The organism is Mesorhizobium sp. MC2-1-1 (assembly GCF_057597255.1).
In genome coordinates this window covers 3440998-3455332 of sequence record NZ_CP195205.1, presented here as the reverse complement: position 1 = coordinate 3455332, position 14335 = coordinate 3440998, and the positions used below count along the sequence as shown (strand labels likewise).

At 63.9% G+C, this 14335-nt stretch carries 17 protein-coding genes and 1 tRNA gene; 13 read left to right on the top strand and 5 right to left on the bottom strand.

Annotation, left to right across the window (positions count from 1 at the left end):
- The first annotated feature begins 24 nt into the window (after window positions 1-24).
- A complete protein-coding gene (locus ACR64R_RS17095) occupies window positions 25-162 on the top strand; it encodes a hypothetical protein (protein WP_487357513.1) in 138 nt (45 codons plus the stop codon).
- A 90-nt stretch (window positions 163-252) separates the two neighbouring features.
- On the opposite strand, the gene ACR64R_RS17090 is transcribed toward ACR64R_RS17095, so the two are convergent.
- Window positions 253-342 (bottom strand) — tRNA-Ser (locus ACR64R_RS17090).
- A gap of 463 nt (window positions 343-805) precedes the next feature.
- On the opposite strand from ACR64R_RS17090, the gene ACR64R_RS17085 reads away from it, so the two are divergent.
- From ACR64R_RS17085 to ACR64R_RS17060, 6 genes are all read left to right on the top strand, one after another.
- Window positions 806-1546 carry a metallophosphoesterase family protein gene (locus tag ACR64R_RS17085; RefSeq protein ID WP_487357512.1) on the top strand — a complete coding sequence of 247 codons (741 nt, stop codon included), beginning with the start codon at window positions 806-808 and terminating at the stop codon, window positions 1544-1546.
- A gap of 18 nt (window positions 1547-1564) precedes the next feature.
- Window positions 1565-2977, top strand: coding sequence for a protein kinase domain-containing protein (locus tag ACR64R_RS17080; RefSeq protein ID WP_487357511.1), 1413 nt, complete (start codon window positions 1565-1567; stop codon window positions 2975-2977).
- A 185-nt stretch (window positions 2978-3162) separates the two neighbouring features.
- Complete coding sequence (locus ACR64R_RS17075; protein ID WP_487357510.1) at window positions 3163-3864, top strand: hypothetical protein; 702 nt, start codon at window positions 3163-3165, stop codon at window positions 3862-3864.
- 84 nt (window positions 3865-3948) lie between these two features.
- Window positions 3949-4275 carry a hypothetical protein gene (locus ACR64R_RS17070; RefSeq protein WP_487357509.1) on the top strand — a complete coding sequence of 109 codons (327 nt, stop codon included), beginning with the start codon at window positions 3949-3951 and terminating at the stop codon, window positions 4273-4275.
- Between the two features lie 279 nt (window positions 4276-4554).
- A complete protein-coding gene (locus ACR64R_RS17065) occupies window positions 4555-5544 on the top strand; it encodes a BMP family lipoprotein (RefSeq protein ID WP_487357508.1) in 990 nt (329 codons plus the stop codon).
- Window positions 5545-5608: 64 nt separating this feature from the next.
- Window positions 5609-5782: an N-acetyltransferase gene (locus tag ACR64R_RS17060; RefSeq protein ID WP_487357507.1), complete on the top strand. Its 174-nt coding sequence runs from the start codon at window positions 5609-5611 to the stop codon at window positions 5780-5782.
- Here the strand turns inward: ACR64R_RS17060 and ACR64R_RS17055 are convergent.
- Window positions 5777-6187 carry a hypothetical protein gene (locus tag ACR64R_RS17055; protein WP_487357506.1) on the bottom strand — a complete coding sequence of 137 codons (411 nt, stop codon included), beginning with the start codon at window positions 6185-6187 and terminating at the stop codon, window positions 5777-5779. The genes ACR64R_RS17060 and ACR64R_RS17055 overlap by 6 nt on opposite strands.
- Before the next feature lie 22 nt (window positions 6188-6209).
- Complete coding sequence (locus ACR64R_RS17050; RefSeq protein ID WP_487357505.1) at window positions 6210-6419, bottom strand: SlyX family protein; 210 nt, start codon at window positions 6417-6419, stop codon at window positions 6210-6212.
- A 256-nt stretch (window positions 6420-6675) separates the two neighbouring features.
- On the opposite strand from ACR64R_RS17050, the gene ACR64R_RS17045 reads away from it, so the two are divergent.
- From ACR64R_RS17045 to deoA, 6 genes are all read left to right on the top strand, one after another.
- Window positions 6676-8208, top strand: a complete 1533-nt coding sequence (locus ACR64R_RS17045; RefSeq protein WP_487357504.1) for an ABC transporter ATP-binding protein — start codon at window positions 6676-6678, stop codon at window positions 8206-8208.
- Window positions 8205-9344, top strand: coding sequence for an ABC transporter permease (locus tag ACR64R_RS17040; protein ID WP_487357503.1), 1140 nt, complete (start codon window positions 8205-8207; stop codon window positions 9342-9344). The genes ACR64R_RS17045 and ACR64R_RS17040 overlap by 4 nt, the downstream gene beginning before the upstream one ends.
- A 1-nt stretch (window position 9345) precedes the next feature.
- Window positions 9346-10317 carry an ABC transporter permease gene (locus ACR64R_RS17035; RefSeq protein ID WP_128256300.1) on the top strand — a complete coding sequence of 324 codons (972 nt, stop codon included), beginning with the start codon at window positions 9346-9348 and terminating at the stop codon, window positions 10315-10317.
- Between the two features lie 94 nt (window positions 10318-10411).
- The gene (cdd, locus tag ACR64R_RS17030; protein ID WP_487357502.1) at window positions 10412-10804 is read left to right on the top strand and encodes a cytidine deaminase; all 393 of its coding nucleotides are present in this window, start codon (window positions 10412-10414) and stop codon (window positions 10802-10804) included.
- A 13-nt stretch (window positions 10805-10817) separates the two neighbouring features.
- A complete protein-coding gene (locus ACR64R_RS17025) occupies window positions 10818-11621 on the top strand; it encodes a purine-nucleoside phosphorylase (RefSeq protein WP_487357501.1) in 804 nt (267 codons plus the stop codon).
- Complete coding sequence (gene deoA / locus ACR64R_RS17020; RefSeq protein ID WP_487357500.1) at window positions 11621-12937, top strand: thymidine phosphorylase; 1317 nt, start codon at window positions 11621-11623, stop codon at window positions 12935-12937. Before ACR64R_RS17025 ends, deoA begins: the two co-directional genes overlap by 1 nt.
- Before the next feature lie 6 nt (window positions 12938-12943).
- Here the strand turns inward: deoA and ACR64R_RS17015 are convergent, their stop codons facing one another.
- Window positions 12944-13510 carry a TIGR02281 family clan AA aspartic protease gene (locus tag ACR64R_RS17015; RefSeq protein ID WP_487357499.1) on the bottom strand — a complete coding sequence of 189 codons (567 nt, stop codon included), beginning with the start codon at window positions 13508-13510 and terminating at the stop codon, window positions 12944-12946.
- A 106-nt stretch (window positions 13511-13616) separates the two neighbouring features.
- Complete coding sequence (gene upp / locus ACR64R_RS17010) at window positions 13617-14246, bottom strand: uracil phosphoribosyltransferase (RefSeq protein ID WP_027165262.1); 630 nt, start codon at window positions 14244-14246, stop codon at window positions 13617-13619.
- Between the last annotated feature and the right edge of the window lie 89 nt (window positions 14247-14335).

The window sequence follows — 14335 nt, the reverse complement described above, 5'->3', positions numbered from 1 at the left end:
AAGCTTCGCGACGGCGACAAGATCGTGCTGCCGGCCTTCAGCGAAGAGACCATCGAGGATGGCGCGCGCATCGAGTTCACCGCCTGTGGCGGCGGCGGTTATGAGCGCCACCTGTCGAGGCGCCGCCAGGCATTGTATTTCGGGGGTGCTTCCCATCGCTGAAACCCCTCGGCAGATCAGTATGGAGCCAGGTTCCGCCGTTGCCAGAAGGCAGACATCGCGGCAGCTTCGTCGATGATTGCAGGGGGCAGCTGGCGGAGAGAGCGGGATTCGAACCCGCGTTACGGTTTCCCGTAAACACACTTTCCAGGCGTGCGCCTTCAACCACTCGGCCACCTCTCCGTCCTAGCATCTCGCGCCGGCCGGTTTCGCCGGGCGGGTTGGGGAAGATGCTCCCGTGGGAAGTCCTGAACGGACATGTGGCTGCCTTCAACCGGCGGGCAACCTTCCCTGCACCGCTAGCCGTCTCGGCAAACAGGCGCGGGGCTCATCTAGTCGATCCGAAAGCGAATGCCAAGCCATAATGGCATTGCAAAGGCTTTTGGTCGTGGATGCCACAGAAGGCCGCCTCAAACGACGGCGTGCCGTGCGCTCGTGTGATGTGGGCGGGCTGACCCACAAGGCGCTTTCGCGCCTGGTAAGTGAGAGGCCGCGCAGCCGAACTGCAGCCAATGTCGTAAGGCCGATGAGGAAACCGTATTGGCAGGGGACGCTCCGCCATAAGCTCCCGCAGGGACATTGAGCCGGATCAAATCCCTTGCGGCCGGCGTCTTGCTAAGTTGTCCCGTTCCCGGGACAAGGTTGAATGCGTATTGCAGTCCTGTCTGACATTCATGCCAACCGCGAGGCGTTCGACGCAGTCCTTGAGGCTGCTCGGAAGCTGGCGCCGGACCAGTTGGTCCTGCTCGGCGATCTGGTCGGCTACGGGCCTGATCCCGCCTATGTGGTCGAGAAGGCGGCCGATCTCGTCGAAGACGGGGCAGCCTGCATCATGGGCAATCACGATGAGGCGGCGGCGTTCGGCCGGAACGACATGACGGAGAATGCGCGGACCGCCATCGAGTGGACCCGCAAATGCCTCACCCGGACGCATTTCGACTTTCTTGCCAAGCTGCCGCTCTCGCTGCGGTCCCAAGACCGGCTCTATGTCCACGCCAGCGCGGAACGCCCGGAAAAATGGCTGTATATACGCGATGTCGACGCGGCAGAACGCTGCCTGTCGGCAAGCGACGCCCGCGTCATTCTCTGTGGCCACACCCACATTCCAGCCGTCTACTACGCCTTGCCGGGCAGCCGGCCGGTTCATTTCCGGCCGCTGGACAATGTGGCGGCGCCCGTATCCGAATTGCGTCGGCATGTCGTCGTCGTCGGGGCGGTCGGCCAGCCGCGCGACGGCAACCCGGCCGCCTGTTTCGCGCTGCTCGACACGGAACGGCGCGAACTGACGATGGTGCGCGTTCCTTATGATCACGAAGAAACCGTCCGCAAGATTCAGGCGACAGGACTGCCCGGGTGGCTCGGCATGCGCTTGAAAATCGGCCGCTAGTCAAGCTGGAGGCGATGGATGCAGAAGTTCGAGGCAGGGGCAAGGATCGACGGTTTCGAGCTCGTCGAAAGGCTTCAATCCGGCGGCATGGCCTCACTGTGGCGTGCGAAAAATCCGGAATTCAATTTCCCGCTTTTGCTGAAGATCCCCTTTCTCGATCCCGGTGGCGACGTTTCCGTCATACTCGGTTTCGAAGCCGAGGAACTGATCCTCAAACGCCTGTCGGGTCCGCACGTGCCGCGCTTCGCGGCATCCGGAAGCCTGGCAACGGTTCCGTACATCGCGATGGAGTTCGTCGCTGGCGTCGGCGTGGAGCGACTGACCAACGCCGCCCCGCAGCCGCCCGACGAGGTGGCAAGGATCGGCTCTGAGATCGCCAAGGCGCTCGCCGCTCTGCATCGCCAGAAGGTCGTCCATCTCGATCTCAAGCCCGAGAACATCATTCTTGCCGAGCGCGGCGCCGTTCTTCTGGACTTCGGCCTCGCCCGCCATGCCGAGCTTCCAGACCTTCTCGGCGAGGAGAGCTCGGTGCCGATGGGCACGGCAGCCTATATATCGCCGGAACAGGTGCTGGGCGAAAGGTCCGATCCCGCAAGCGACGTGTTCGCGCTGGGCTGCATCCTCTATCAACTCGCCACGGGCGAGGAGCCGTACGGGCGTCCGGCCACCTTCGCGGGAATGAAGCGCAGGCTCTATCACGCGCCCAGGCCGCCGCGAGATGTCGACAGGGCCATACCGAGATGGCTGGAGGCTGTCATTCTCCGATGCATGGAAGTCGACAGATCGAGGCGGTACGCCGATGCCGCGCACGTTCTCTCGGATCTCAGCAACCCCGACCAGGTCGTGGTCGCCAGAAATCGCGCGCCATCGAACGGAGGTACCTGGGGCGCGATCAGGAATCTCTTCCGCAGGACGGACGAGAAGTCACTGGTGGGGAGAGCGGCCGACTCCAGGGTACGCGCCGGGCCATCGATCGTTCTGGCCGCGGTCGACCTTGCCAACGGAAGCGATGCGTTGGCGGGCGAGGTTCTCAACGAAACCGCGCGCGTGCTTGCGGCGCGTCAGGACTCGTGGCTGGCCTGCGTGACGGTGTTGAAGACCGAGATCATCGCCGACACGCCGACGATCGATCAATCGGGCCGATTGGTCTATCTGCAGCGGCTGGTCGCCTTGAAGGACTGGGCACGTCCACTGCATCTGCCGGAGGATCGGATAAGCTACCACGTGCTCGAGGCCGTCAGTCCGGCCGACGCGATCCTCAACTACGCCGAGCACAATGATGTCGGCCATATCGTCGTCGGCGCGCGCTCGTCTTCGAAGATGCGCCGGCACCTCGGCAGCGTCTCGACCAAGGTCGTGGCGCGAGCCCTTTGCTCGGTGTCGGTGGTGCGATTGAAAGCGGTCGAGGAACAAAGGCGGCAATCGTCGTGATGTCATCGGTGCCCTGCGGACCCGTTCGCGCTTGACTCCGGTCGCGACTGCCTGTCGACTGCCCCCGAGTGCTTCGGCCTTTGACCACATCGCCGGACCGCTCCAAAGTTGGTTTCACGCAATTGCGGGTGGAGCGGCGGTCTCCCGGGAATTGCATTGGGCTTTGCGAGGGGCATCGTCCTGACATGGCTTCCATCGATCGGCAACCCGCGGGACGGCCGGACAGCGGGCTTTCCTTCATCCCGGTGGGGTGGCTCGTCGTCGTCATGGGGCTGTCGGCCTATGGCCTGATCTCGAACTGGCGGCTGATCGGCGACTTCAGCCTGCCGCACAGCGTCTTCTTCCTGATCTATGGCGGCCTTGCCGGCGGCGTGATCACGATTCTGTGGGGGCTGTATCTGCTTGGTCTTGCCTTCAACCGGTCGGCCCGTTTCCCGCGCCACTATACGATCTGGCAAATCGCCATCATCATCTGGCTCCTCGTGCGCCAGGCCTATGTGCTGCTTATGTCCGACTTCGTCTTTTCGGCCGAGGCGCTGGGCTTCACCGTCGCCGAGATCGCCATCGGTTTGCTCTGCATCTTTCTCCTGCGCGGCGGCGCCGGCGCCGAGACTGTCTATGTCAATCCTGAGACCGAGCGGCCGCCGGTCTTGGTCTCGATCCTCGCCGCGCTGCTCGGGATCATCCTTGGCGGCGCGATCGGCGCCTGCGCCGGGTTCTTCGTCGGTTCGCTGATCGCGGACCTGACCCATATGAGCTGCTTCGAGGGCGCCTGCGGATTTTTCGCGGCCTTTGTCGGGCTTGGAGGCCTGATCGTCGGGGCGATCGCCGGCGGCATTTTCGTCATCTGGCGGGTAAACCGGCGCCGGCCCCCGCCGGCCCGTTAATATCATCGGTCGCGATTGCGCGGGAGTTACGCACGCTCTATGTCGATCGCGGAGCAGACGGGAGCTTTCCCGGGGAGAGCATCGATGTTGCGTTTCATCTTTCGGCTGGCGGCCATGGTTGCGTTGTCGGTTTCCGTCATCATGGCGGTAATCGACACGACACGCTCGGTCGCCGCCTCCTCGCTGGTGATGACGCCGCTCAACGCAAGCTGGCTGGCGGCCTCGCCGGACACGCGGGCGGCGTTCGAGACGTTCGTGCGCGCCAAGGCAGGCCCGCTGGTCTGGGACGGCGCCGTCGCCTGGGTACTTGCGCAACCCGGCTTCGCGGTGTTCGCGGTGCTTGCTTTCCTGCTTTACGCCATAGGCTACCGGCGCCGTCGCCGCGGCGCGGAATTCGCTCCAAGTCCCTGAAGGCTCTTGGTTCTGATGCACTTCCGGACGCAAGGCCACGACGAAACCGCAGTGTCTGCCCGTTTCACGGTCTACCTGCAATTTGCTCAAGGAGGCGGGCGGACCGCAGGTAACCGCTTTTTCCAACAGGTCAAAATTCCACGTGAATTTTGTTTCGCGCCGTGCCAGATTGACCGCGAGCGGGAGGGAAAGCACTTCCTGCCTGGCGTCGACAGCCTGCCGGAGAACCGGGTGGGCGGGCGGTGCAAAAAGTAAAATAACCGACAGGGTGTGGATCTCATGAAACGTATCGTTCTCGGCCTTCTGGCCGCAACCGCAATGGTTCTTCCGGCATTCGCCGCGGATGTCCAGCCGGCGATCCTCTATGATCTGGGCGGCAAATTCGACAAATCCTTCAACGAGGCCGCCTATCATGGCGCGGAGAAGTTCAAGACCGAGACCGGTATCGCCTACGTCGAATTCGAGGTCTCCAACGCCTCGCAGCGCGAGCAGGCGCTGCGCCGCTTCGCCGAGGACGGCCGCAACCCGATCGTCATGGCGGGCTTTGCCTGGGAGGACGCCCTGAAAGCGGTCGCGAAGGATTATCCGGACTTGAATTTCGCCATCATCGACGACGCTGTCGACATGCCCAATGTCCGCTCGCTGGTGTTCAAGGAGAACGAAGGCTCCTATCTCGTCGGCATCCTGGCGGCGATGGCGTCGAAGTCGAAGAAGGTGGGCTTTATCGGCGGCATGGACATCCCGCTGATCCGCAAGTTCGAATGCGGCTATGTCGGCGGCGCCAAGTCGGCCGGCGCGACCGATGTCATCCAGAACATGACCGGCGACACGCCGGCGGCCTGGAACGATCCGGCCAAGGGCGGTGAGATCGCCAAGACGCAGATCGACCAGGGCGCCGACGTGGTCTACGCGGCGGCCGGCGGCACCGGCGTCGGCGTGCTGCAGGCGGCGGCGGATGCCGGCAAGCTCGGCATCGGCGTCGATTCCAACCAGAACGGCCTGCAGCCGGGCAAGGTGCTGACCTCGATGATGAAGCGCGTGGACGTAGCCGTCTACAACGCGTTCATGGACGGCAAGAACGGCACCTTCAAAGGCGGCCTCCAAAATCTCGGCCTCAAGGAAGGCGGCGTCGACTACGCCATGGACGACAACAACAAGGCGCTGGTGACGGATGAGATGAAGGCGGCGGTGGAAAAGGCCAAGGCCGACATCATCTCCGGCAAGGTCGAGGTCCACGACTATACCGCCGACAACAAGTGCCCCTATTGATCTTCAAATCACTTAAGCTTTGGACCGCCGGGCCGACGCCCGGCGGTTTCGTTTTGGCAACGGGATGATGCGACCGACGATCGAAGCGATCGAGGGTCATGCCGCGTCGGCCGGCATCGGCATGCTCCACCTCCACACGTGGCAGGCGCGAGGCTTCTACGAAGCGCTCGGATGGATGGCGGCCGAGACTTTCGAGCAAGACGACGCGCCGATGCTGTTGATGTCGCGCACCTTATAGGGTGCCGGCGAGATAGCCGAGCGCAAAGGCCGCCAACATGGCAAGCGCGATGACGAAGCCCAGTCTCCTGCCTCCGACCGAATGTGGGCCGACGTCATAGGGCTTGCGCTCGGGTCGGTGATCCATCGGCGGCTGCTTCTGTGTTTCCGGGGCGGCAATGGCTGTCAGCCGCGTCTGCATTTGCGGCATTTCGGCAAGGCTTTGGGCGACCAACTCCCAGCGACGGCCGCGTCCGCCAGCCCAAGAGGGATCGAAGGCGCGCAGGCGCTCGTCGAGTGAGAGCACCGCCTCGCGAAAGGCAGGGTCGATCTCGAGGTCGCGCTCGGCGCGGGCGCGTTCCTTGTCGTTCATCAGGCCGAACACATAGTCGCCAGCCCTGCCGACATAGTCGCGTTCACTGGACATAGCCGCCTTCCCCCATGGCTCCTCACCAGTGCGGCGGCTTGGTCACCGGCACGTCGGCGGCGGTCTGCTCCTCCAGTTCCAGGAACCGGTCGCTCAGGGCGGCAAGCTTGCGCTCCATACGCTCGATCACCTTCCACTGTTCGGCGATCTGGCCGGACAGTTCCTCGATTGTCCTTTCCTGCTCGGCGGCGCGGATTTCCAGCGTCGTCAGCCGATCTTCAGGCATGACCATGCAAACCGACCCTTGCGAATATGAAGCCGCATCCAAGGCAGATACTCCCGGGATGTCCCATGACCATCTGCCCATGCTCTTTTCGTTTTGGCAGGTGCGAATCGCAAAACCTTGAGACACTTTTGCGGACCCTGCCCAGGTTCGAAATTGACAAGGGCGCGGGGATTTGTCGAGAGTGAAAGGCCGATTGGCAGGGGCTGGGCATCATGCTAGGCATTTTGACCAAGCGATAAAAAAACTGAGTGGGACAGGCTGCATGGCGCAAGCCGCAATCGAGCTCGTAGGCATCAACAAGAGCTTTGGCGCGGTGCGCGCCAACCGCGACATCAACCTGGAAGTCGCGCGCGGCACCATCCACGGCATCGTTGGCGAGAACGGCGCCGGCAAGTCGACGCTGATGTCGATCCTTTACGGCTTCTACCAGGCCGATAGCGGTGAGATCCGTGTCGGCGGCAAGCCGGTGTCGATCAATACGTCAAACGACGCCATCGCGCTCGGAATCGGCATGGTGCACCAGCATTTCATGCTGGTCGACAATTTCACCGTGCTGGAGAACATCATACTGGGGGCAGAGAACGATGCGCTACTGAAGAGCAGCATCGCCAAGGCGCGTTCGGAGCTCGAGCGGCTGGAGCGCGAATACGGCCTCGAAGTCGATCCCGACGCCGTCATCGAGGAACTGCCGGTCGGCCTGCAGCAGCGCGTCGAAATCCTCAAGGCGCTCTATCGCGGCGCCGAAATCCTGATCCTCGACGAGCCGACGGGCGTGCTGACGCCGGCCGAGGCCGATCACCTCTTTCGCATCCTCAAGCAATTGAAGGACCAGGGCAAAACCATCGTGCTCATCACGCACAAGCTGCGCGAGATCATGGCGATCACGGACACGGTTTCGGTGATGCGCCAAGGCACGATGGTGGCGACCCGGGTGACGAAGGAAACCACGGTCGGCGAGTTGGCAGAGCTGATGGTCGGGCGGCGCGTGCTTCTCAGGGTCGAGAAGGGCCAGTCGGAAGCCGGCGCGGTGAAACTCTCGGTCAAGAACCTGACGGTCAAGGATTCCCGCGGCGTCACCATGGTCGACAACGTCTCGTTCGACGTTCGGGGCGGCGAGATCGTCGGTATCGCCGGCGTCGCCGGCAACGGCCAGTCCGAACTGCTGGAGGCGATCTCCGGCATCCGGCAAGCGGTTTCCGGCGAGGTGATGCTCGACGGCAAGCCGATCGATCTCACCGGCAAGGCCGATCCTGGCGAGTTGCGGGACCGGGGGCTTGCCCATGTGCCGGAGGACCGCCACCATGTCGGGCTGGTGCTCGCCTTCGAAGAGAACGAGAATTCGATCCTCGGCTACCATGACGACGAGCGCTACCTGAAGGGGCCGTTCCTCGACATCGATGCCATCATGGCCGACGCCAAGGAAAAGATAGAGAAATACGACATCCGCCCCGCCAATCCGCGTCTCAAGACAGCCAATTTCTCCGGCGGCAACCAGCAAAAGATCGTGCTGGCGCGCGAAATGGAACAGGACCCCGGCGTGCTGATCGTCGGCCAGCCGACGCGCGGCGTCGATGTCGGCGCCATCGAATTCATCCACAAGCGGCTGATCGCCATGCGCGACCAGGGCAAGGCGGTGCTGGTGGTGTCCGTCGAGCTCGACGAAATCCGCTCGCTCTCCGACCGCATCCTGGTGATGTTCGCAGGCCGCGTCGTCGGTGAGCGCGGCCCGGACGCGACCGAAGGTGAGCTCGGCCTGCTGATGGCCGGCGTCGAACACCAGGAGGCCGCCGAATGAGCACGCCCTACGCCAAGCTGCCGGCCTGGGCCGATTACGGATTGATACCGCTGATCAACCTGTCGGTCGCCTTCATCGTCGCCGGCTTTGTCGTCATGCTGGTCGGCGAAAATCCGTTCCGCGCCGCTGTCATCCTGGTCGAGGGCGCCTTCGGCAAGGGCACGGGCATCGCGTTCACCCTATTCTATGCCACCACCTTCATCTTCACCGGACTGTCGGTGGCTGTGGCTGCGCATTGCAGCCTCTTCAACATCGGCACCGAGGGCCAGGCCTACATAGGCGGCCTCGGCATCGCGCTCGTTTGCCTGAGCTTCGACAGCGTGCTGCCCTGGTGGGCGATCTTCCCTATGGCGATCGTGGCCGCGGCGGCGTTCGGCGCGCTCTGGGGCCTGATCCCGGCCTATCTGCAGGCCAAGCGCGGCTCGCACATCGTCATCACCACCATCATGTTCAACTTCATCGCCGCCTCGGCGATGGTCTATCTGCTGGTCGGTCCGCTGAAGCCGGCCGGCTCGCAGGCGCCGCAGACGCGCAATTTCCTGGCCGGCGCGGAATTGCCGAAGCTCAACTGGGTGATCGAATTGTTCGGCGCGAAGATCCGCTCGGCGCCGCTCAACATCTGCTTCCTGCTGGCGCTGGTCATGGCGTTCCTGGTCTGGCTTCTGATCTGGCGCACGAGGCTCGGCTATGAAATGCGCACCTATGGCCACAGCCCGAAGGCGGCGCGCTACGCCGGTATTTCGGAAACCCGCATCATCATCACCGCGATGATGATCTCGGGCGCGCTGGCCGGCATGATGGCGCTTAACCCGGTGATGGGCGACCAGCACAATGTCGCGATCGATTTCGTGTCCGGCGCCGGCTATGTCGGCATCGCGGTGGCGCTTATGGGCCGGCTGCATCCGGTCGGCATCGTACTGGCGGCCATCCTGTTCGGGATGCTCTACCAGGGCGGGGCCGAGCTCGCCTTCGAGATGCCGGCGATCAGCCGCGACATGATCGTCATCATCCAGGGCCTGGTCATCCTGTTCGCCGGCGCTCTGGAACATATGTTCAGGCCTTACATCCAGGCGCTGTTCGCCTCGGTCAGTCCGAAGTCTGTCGGCATGCAGGCGATCAAGGGGACGGGGGCCTGAGATGGACATTTTCAACGCGATCATCCAGGTGCTGGACTCGACCATCCGCCTTTCGGTTCCGCTGCTGCTCGCCTGCCTGGCTGGCCTTTATTCGGAACGGGCCGGCATCTTCGACATCGGGCTCGAAGGCAAGATGCTGGTCGGCGCCTTCGCCGGTGCCTCCGCCGCCGCCGTCTTCCATTCGGCGCTGATCGGCCTCGGCACGGCGGTGCTGATCTCGGTCGCCTTCGCCCTGGTGCACGGCTTTGCCTCGATCACGCATCGCGGCAACCAGATCGTATCGGGCGTGGCGATCAATTTCATCGCCGCCGGTTCGACCATCATCCTCGGCCAAGCCTGGTTCCAGCAGGGCGGACGCACGCCGGCGCTGCAACCGGGCGAACGGTTCGAGGCGATCATCTGGCCTGGCGCCGATGCGATCAGGGATGTGCCGATCATCGGCCCGATCTACGCCGAACTGATCTCAGGCCACTCCATCCTGGTCTATTTCGCCTTCGCCATGGTGCCGTTCACCTGGTGGGTCCTGTTTCGCACCCGCTTTGGGCTGAGAATGCGCGCGGTCGGCGAAAATCCGGCCGCCGTCGATACCGCCGGCATCTCGGTCGCCTGGCTGCGCTACCGCGCGCTGATCTGCACCGGCATCCTCACCGGCGTCGCCGGCGCCTATCTGTCGATGGTGCAGAATGGCGGCTTCGTGAAGGACATGACCGCAGGCAAGGGCTATATCGCGCTGGCCGCGCTGATCTTCGCCAAGTGGAAGCCGGTCAACGCCATGTTCGCTTGCCTGCTGTTCGGCTTTCTCGACGCGGCTTCGATCCGCCTGCAGGGCTCGCCGCTTCCCCTCGTCGGCAAGGTGCCGGCGCAATTCATGCAGGCGCTGCCCTATGTCCTGACCGTCATCTTGCTGGCGGGCTTCATCGGCAAGGCCATTCCGCCGCGCGCCGGCGGTGTGCCCTACGTCAAGGAACGCTGATGTAGGGGAAGGCTGATGTCGCGGCAACGCTGAGGCGATGGTTCCGTCCGAAGGCGGCCGGCATTTGAACACGATCGCGGGAGAGAAGAAGCGGATGTCGCATGATCTGTTCGAGGCGGCGAAGACGGCGATGGCCAAGGCCTACGCGCCCTATTCGAAATTCCCGGTGGGTGCGGCACTTCGCACCGAGGACGGGCGCGTCTTCACCGGCGCCAACATCGAGGTGGCGTCCTATCCGGAAGGCTGGTGCGCCGAGACGACCGCGCTCGGCCACTACATCATGGGTGGCGGCGGCAAGATCGTGGAGATCGCGGTGATTGCCGAACGGATGGCCAAATGCTCGCCTTGCGGCGGCTGCCGGCAACGGCTGGCGGAATTCTGCCAGCCGGACACGAAGCTCTATCTGTGCGACAACACCGGTGTGGCCGAGACCGTGACCATGGGCGAAATGCTACCCTACGGCTTCAGGGGCGACATCTTGAAATGAAGAGTTGGCTAGAATGAAGGAAGCGCTGGATCATCTGGTCGAAAAGCTGGACGGGCTGGCGCCCGCGGTCGCGCTTGTGCTGGGGTCGGGCCTCGGCGGACTTGTCGACCAGGTCAAGGATGCCAGGCGCATCTCCTATGCCGAGTTGCCGGGCTTCCCGCGCAGCGGTGTTTCCGGCCATGCAGGCGAGGTGGTTGCCGGGCATTTCGCCGGCACGCCGGTGCTGATGCTCTCCGGCCGCGCGCATTATTACGAGCATGGCAATGCCGCCGCGATGCGCCCGGCGCTGGAGGTGCTTGCCGGCATCGGCATCTCGCATTTGATCCTCACCAATGCCGCCGGCTCGGTCGACCCTGAAATGGGGCCGGGCTCGGTGATGATGATCACCGACCACATCAATTTCTCCGGTTCCAACCCGCTGATCGGCGAGCCGAGCGACCGCAGGTTCGTCGGCCTCACCGAGGCCTACGATGCCGGCCTGCGCGGCGCGATCGAGAAGGCGGCCAAGACAACTGGCACGGCGTTGCACCAGGGCGTCTATATGTGGTTCTCCGGACCGTGCTTCGAGACACCGGCCGAGATCCGCATGGCGCGCGTGATGGGCGCCAACGCGGTAGGCATGTCGACGGTGCCGGAGGTCATCCTCGCGCGTTTCCTCGGGCTCAAGGTCGCCGCCTGCTCGGTCATCACCAACCTGGCGGCGGGGATGACGGGAGCTGAGCTCTCGCACCAGGAAACCAAGGACATGGCGCCGGTCGGCGGCGCGCGGCTGGCGACGATCCTACGGCGCGTCTTCCAGGACGGCTTGCCCGACTGATGCTGCCGCAGGAGATCATTCGCCGCAAGCGCGACGGCCACAAGCTCTCCGCCGAGGAGATTGCGGCCTTCGTCGAAGGGCTGACGACCGGGACCATCTCCGAGGGCCAGGTCGGCGCTTTCGCGATGGCCGTTTTCCTCAACGGCATGAGCCGCGAGGAGGTGGTGGCGCTGACAATCGCGATGCGCGATTCCGGCAACGTGCTTGACTGGTCCGATCTGCCTGGCCCAGTTACCGACAAGCATTCGACGGGAGGCGTCGGCGACAATGTCTCGCTGATGCTGGCGCCGATCGTTGCCGCCTGCGGCGCCTATGTGCCGATGATCTCGGGCCGTGGTCTCGGCCACACCGGCGGCACGCTGGACAAGATGGATGCCATCCCCGGCTACACCAGCCAGCCGGACGTGGCGCTTTTCCGCAAGACGGTGCTGGAAACGGGATGCGCCATCATCGGCCAGACCGGGGATCTCGCGCCAGCCGACCGCAGGCTCTACGCCATCCGCGACGTGACCGGGACGGTCGAATCGATACCCCTGATCACCGCCTCGATCCTGTCGAAGAAGCTGGCCGCGGGCCTGGGCTCGCTGGTGCTCGACGTCAAGGTGGGCAACGGCGCCTTCATGGAAAAGTCGCGCGACGCGGTCGCGCTGGCGAACAGCCTGGTCGAGGTCGCGAACGGCGCAGGCCTGAACGCTTCCGCGCTAGTGACGGGCATGAACGAGCCTCTGGCCTCGGCGGCCGGCAACGCGGTCGAGGTGAAGAATGCGGTCGATTTCCTCACCGGCCGCTATCGCGACCGCCGGCTCGAGGACGTGACGCTGGCGCTGGCGGCCGAGATGCTGCAGTCGGCGGGAGTGGTCTCGTCCAACCAGGACGGCATCAGGCGCGCCACCGAAGCTCTTGCAGGCGGCCGGGCGGCCACGGTCTTCGCGCGAATGGTGGTAGCACTTGGCGGACCTGGCGATTTCGTCGACGACCCGGAAAAGCACCTGCCGGCGGCGCCAGTCGAACTGGCCGTGAAAGCGAAACAGGATGGTTTTGTGGCCGGCATTTCAACACGCGATATCGGGCTTGCCGTCGTAACACTTGGTGGCGGACGTTCCCGCCCGGACGACAGGATCGACCATGCCGTCGGCTTGACCAGGTTGTTACCGGTCGGCGCCGAGGTCCGCTCAGGCGAGGCGCTGGCGGTGGTCCATGCCCGCACGGGCGCGCAGGCCGAGGCGGCCGCAGCCGCCGTGCGCGCCGCGTATACGATCAGCGGTTCAAAGCCGCCCACCGACAAGACCGTGCTGAGGCGGATATTGCCTCGCTGATCGGACCTATTGCACGAGCAGCAGCGCGCCGTTCTGCACCTGGTATTTCTGCAGGCGCTGCAGGAAGCTCATGCCGATGAGATTGACCTGCAGCGCCCTGTCATCGAGCACCATCGTCTGGACGTTGTCGACGGAGATCCTGCCGATCTGAAGGTGGTCGAGGGTCACCACGGCGGCCTTGATGGAGCCGTTGGCGGTGTTCACCTGGCGATTGAAATCGGACGGGTTCAGGGATATGCCGATCCTGCGCGCGGTCGAAGCGTTGATGGCGACAAGCGTCGCGCCGGTGTCGATCATTCCGTCGATCTGGCGGCCGTTGAGTTTGAACTGCGATGTGAAATGGCCGCGCTCGTCGGCATTGACCATCACTTGGCGCCCGAGCGGCATTGGCGTTGCCGGCTTATCCGGAACCGAAGCGAGATCGACTTGCGGTTGAGCCCCCGACGTCGCCGACCGGGAGGCGAGGGTCGATTTCAGCAACCCGTCGACCAGATTTGGATTCGCCTGATAGATAATCGGGATCGAAGCCGAGGTTCCGGTAAAGATGCCAAGGATCAGAAGCTTGCGCAGCATGGATGCCCCTTACGTCGGGGCTGCATCCTTAAGCCGACATGGTGTTTTGAGCTTTAATGTGCGCCGGAACCGCGCGGTTATGTAAACGCGCGGTAAATGGATACGCTCATTTCGTGCCGTACATACGGTCGCCGGCGTCGCCGAGCCCGGGCATGATGTAGCCCTTGTCGTTCAACTGGCGGTCGATCGAGGCGGTGAAGATAGGCACATCCGGATGCGCCTTGGTGAAGCGCTCGATTCCTTCAGGTGCGGCGAGCAGGCACAGGAAACGGATGTTGGTGGCGCCGCGTCCCTTCAGCTTGTCGATCGCGGCGATCGCCGAATTGGCGGTCGCAAGCATCGGATCCACGACGATCACCAGACGGTCCGCAAGGTCGCTAGGCGCCTTGAAGAAATATTCGACGGCTTCCAGCGTCTCATGGTCGCGGTAGAGGCCGATATGGGCGACGCGCGCTGCCGGCACGAGGTCGAGCAGGCCCTCGAGCAGGCCGTTGCCAGCGCGAAGCACAGAGGCGAAGACCAGCTTCTTGCCTTCGAGCGTCGGGGCCTCCATTTCCTCGATCGGCGTCTCGATCATGGTCGTGGTCAGTTCGAGGTTGCGGGTCACCTCATAGCCGAGCAGGAGCGAGATCTCGCGCAACAGCCGCCGGAAGCCGGCCGTCGAGGTCTCCTTCTTGCGCATGATGGTCAGCTTGTGCTGGACAAGGGGGTGGTCGACGACGGTGACGCCCTGCATCGTGATCTCCTGAAATTCCGGCTACTGGAAACGACCCTAGCGACAATGCGCCGGCCAAGGAACCGCCCGGCGGCCATCCACCACAGCTT

Excerpts from the sequence above, each read along its gene's own strand:
- ACR64R_RS17070 (WP_487357509.1), top strand. The coding sequence starts at position 3,949 with ATGTTGCGTTTCATCTTTCGGCTGGCGGCCATGGTTGCGTTGTCGGTT.
- ACR64R_RS17015 (WP_487357499.1), bottom strand. The coding sequence starts at position 13,510 with ATGCTGCGCAAGCTTCTGATCCTTGGCATCTTTACCGGAACCTCGGCT.
- ACR64R_RS17080 (WP_487357511.1), top strand. The coding sequence starts at position 1,565 with ATGCAGAAGTTCGAGGCAGGGGCAAGGATCGACGGTTTCGAGCTCGTC.
- ACR64R_RS17025 (WP_487357501.1), top strand. The coding sequence starts at position 10,818 with ATGAAGGAAGCGCTGGATCATCTGGTCGAAAAGCTGGACGGGCTGGCG.
- ACR64R_RS17045 (WP_487357504.1), top strand. The coding sequence starts at position 6,676 with ATGGCGCAAGCCGCAATCGAGCTCGTAGGCATCAACAAGAGCTTTGGC.
- ACR64R_RS17040 (WP_487357503.1), top strand. The coding sequence starts at position 8,205 with ATGAGCACGCCCTACGCCAAGCTGCCGGCCTGGGCCGATTACGGATTG.
- ACR64R_RS17050 (WP_487357505.1), bottom strand. The coding sequence starts at position 6,419 with ATGGTCATGCCTGAAGATCGGCTGACGACGCTGGAAATCCGCGCCGCC.
- upp (WP_027165262.1), bottom strand. The coding sequence starts at position 14,246 with ATGCAGGGCGTCACCGTCGTCGACCACCCCCTTGTCCAGCACAAGCTG.
- cdd (WP_487357502.1), top strand. The coding sequence starts at position 10,412 with ATGTCGCATGATCTGTTCGAGGCGGCGAAGACGGCGATGGCCAAGGCC.
- ACR64R_RS17060 (WP_487357507.1), top strand. The coding sequence starts at position 5,609 with ATGATGCGACCGACGATCGAAGCGATCGAGGGTCATGCCGCGTCGGCC.
- ACR64R_RS17085 (WP_487357512.1), top strand. The coding sequence starts at position 806 with ATGCGTATTGCAGTCCTGTCTGACATTCATGCCAACCGCGAGGCGTTC.
- deoA (WP_487357500.1), top strand. The coding sequence starts at position 11,621 with ATGCTGCCGCAGGAGATCATTCGCCGCAAGCGCGACGGCCACAAGCTC.
- ACR64R_RS17035 (WP_128256300.1), top strand. The coding sequence starts at position 9,346 with ATGGACATTTTCAACGCGATCATCCAGGTGCTGGACTCGACCATCCGC.
- ACR64R_RS17065 (WP_487357508.1), top strand. The coding sequence starts at position 4,555 with ATGAAACGTATCGTTCTCGGCCTTCTGGCCGCAACCGCAATGGTTCTT.
- ACR64R_RS17055 (WP_487357506.1), bottom strand. The coding sequence starts at position 6,187 with ATGTCCAGTGAACGCGACTATGTCGGCAGGGCTGGCGACTATGTGTTC.
- ACR64R_RS17075 (WP_487357510.1), top strand. The coding sequence starts at position 3,163 with ATGGCTTCCATCGATCGGCAACCCGCGGGACGGCCGGACAGCGGGCTT.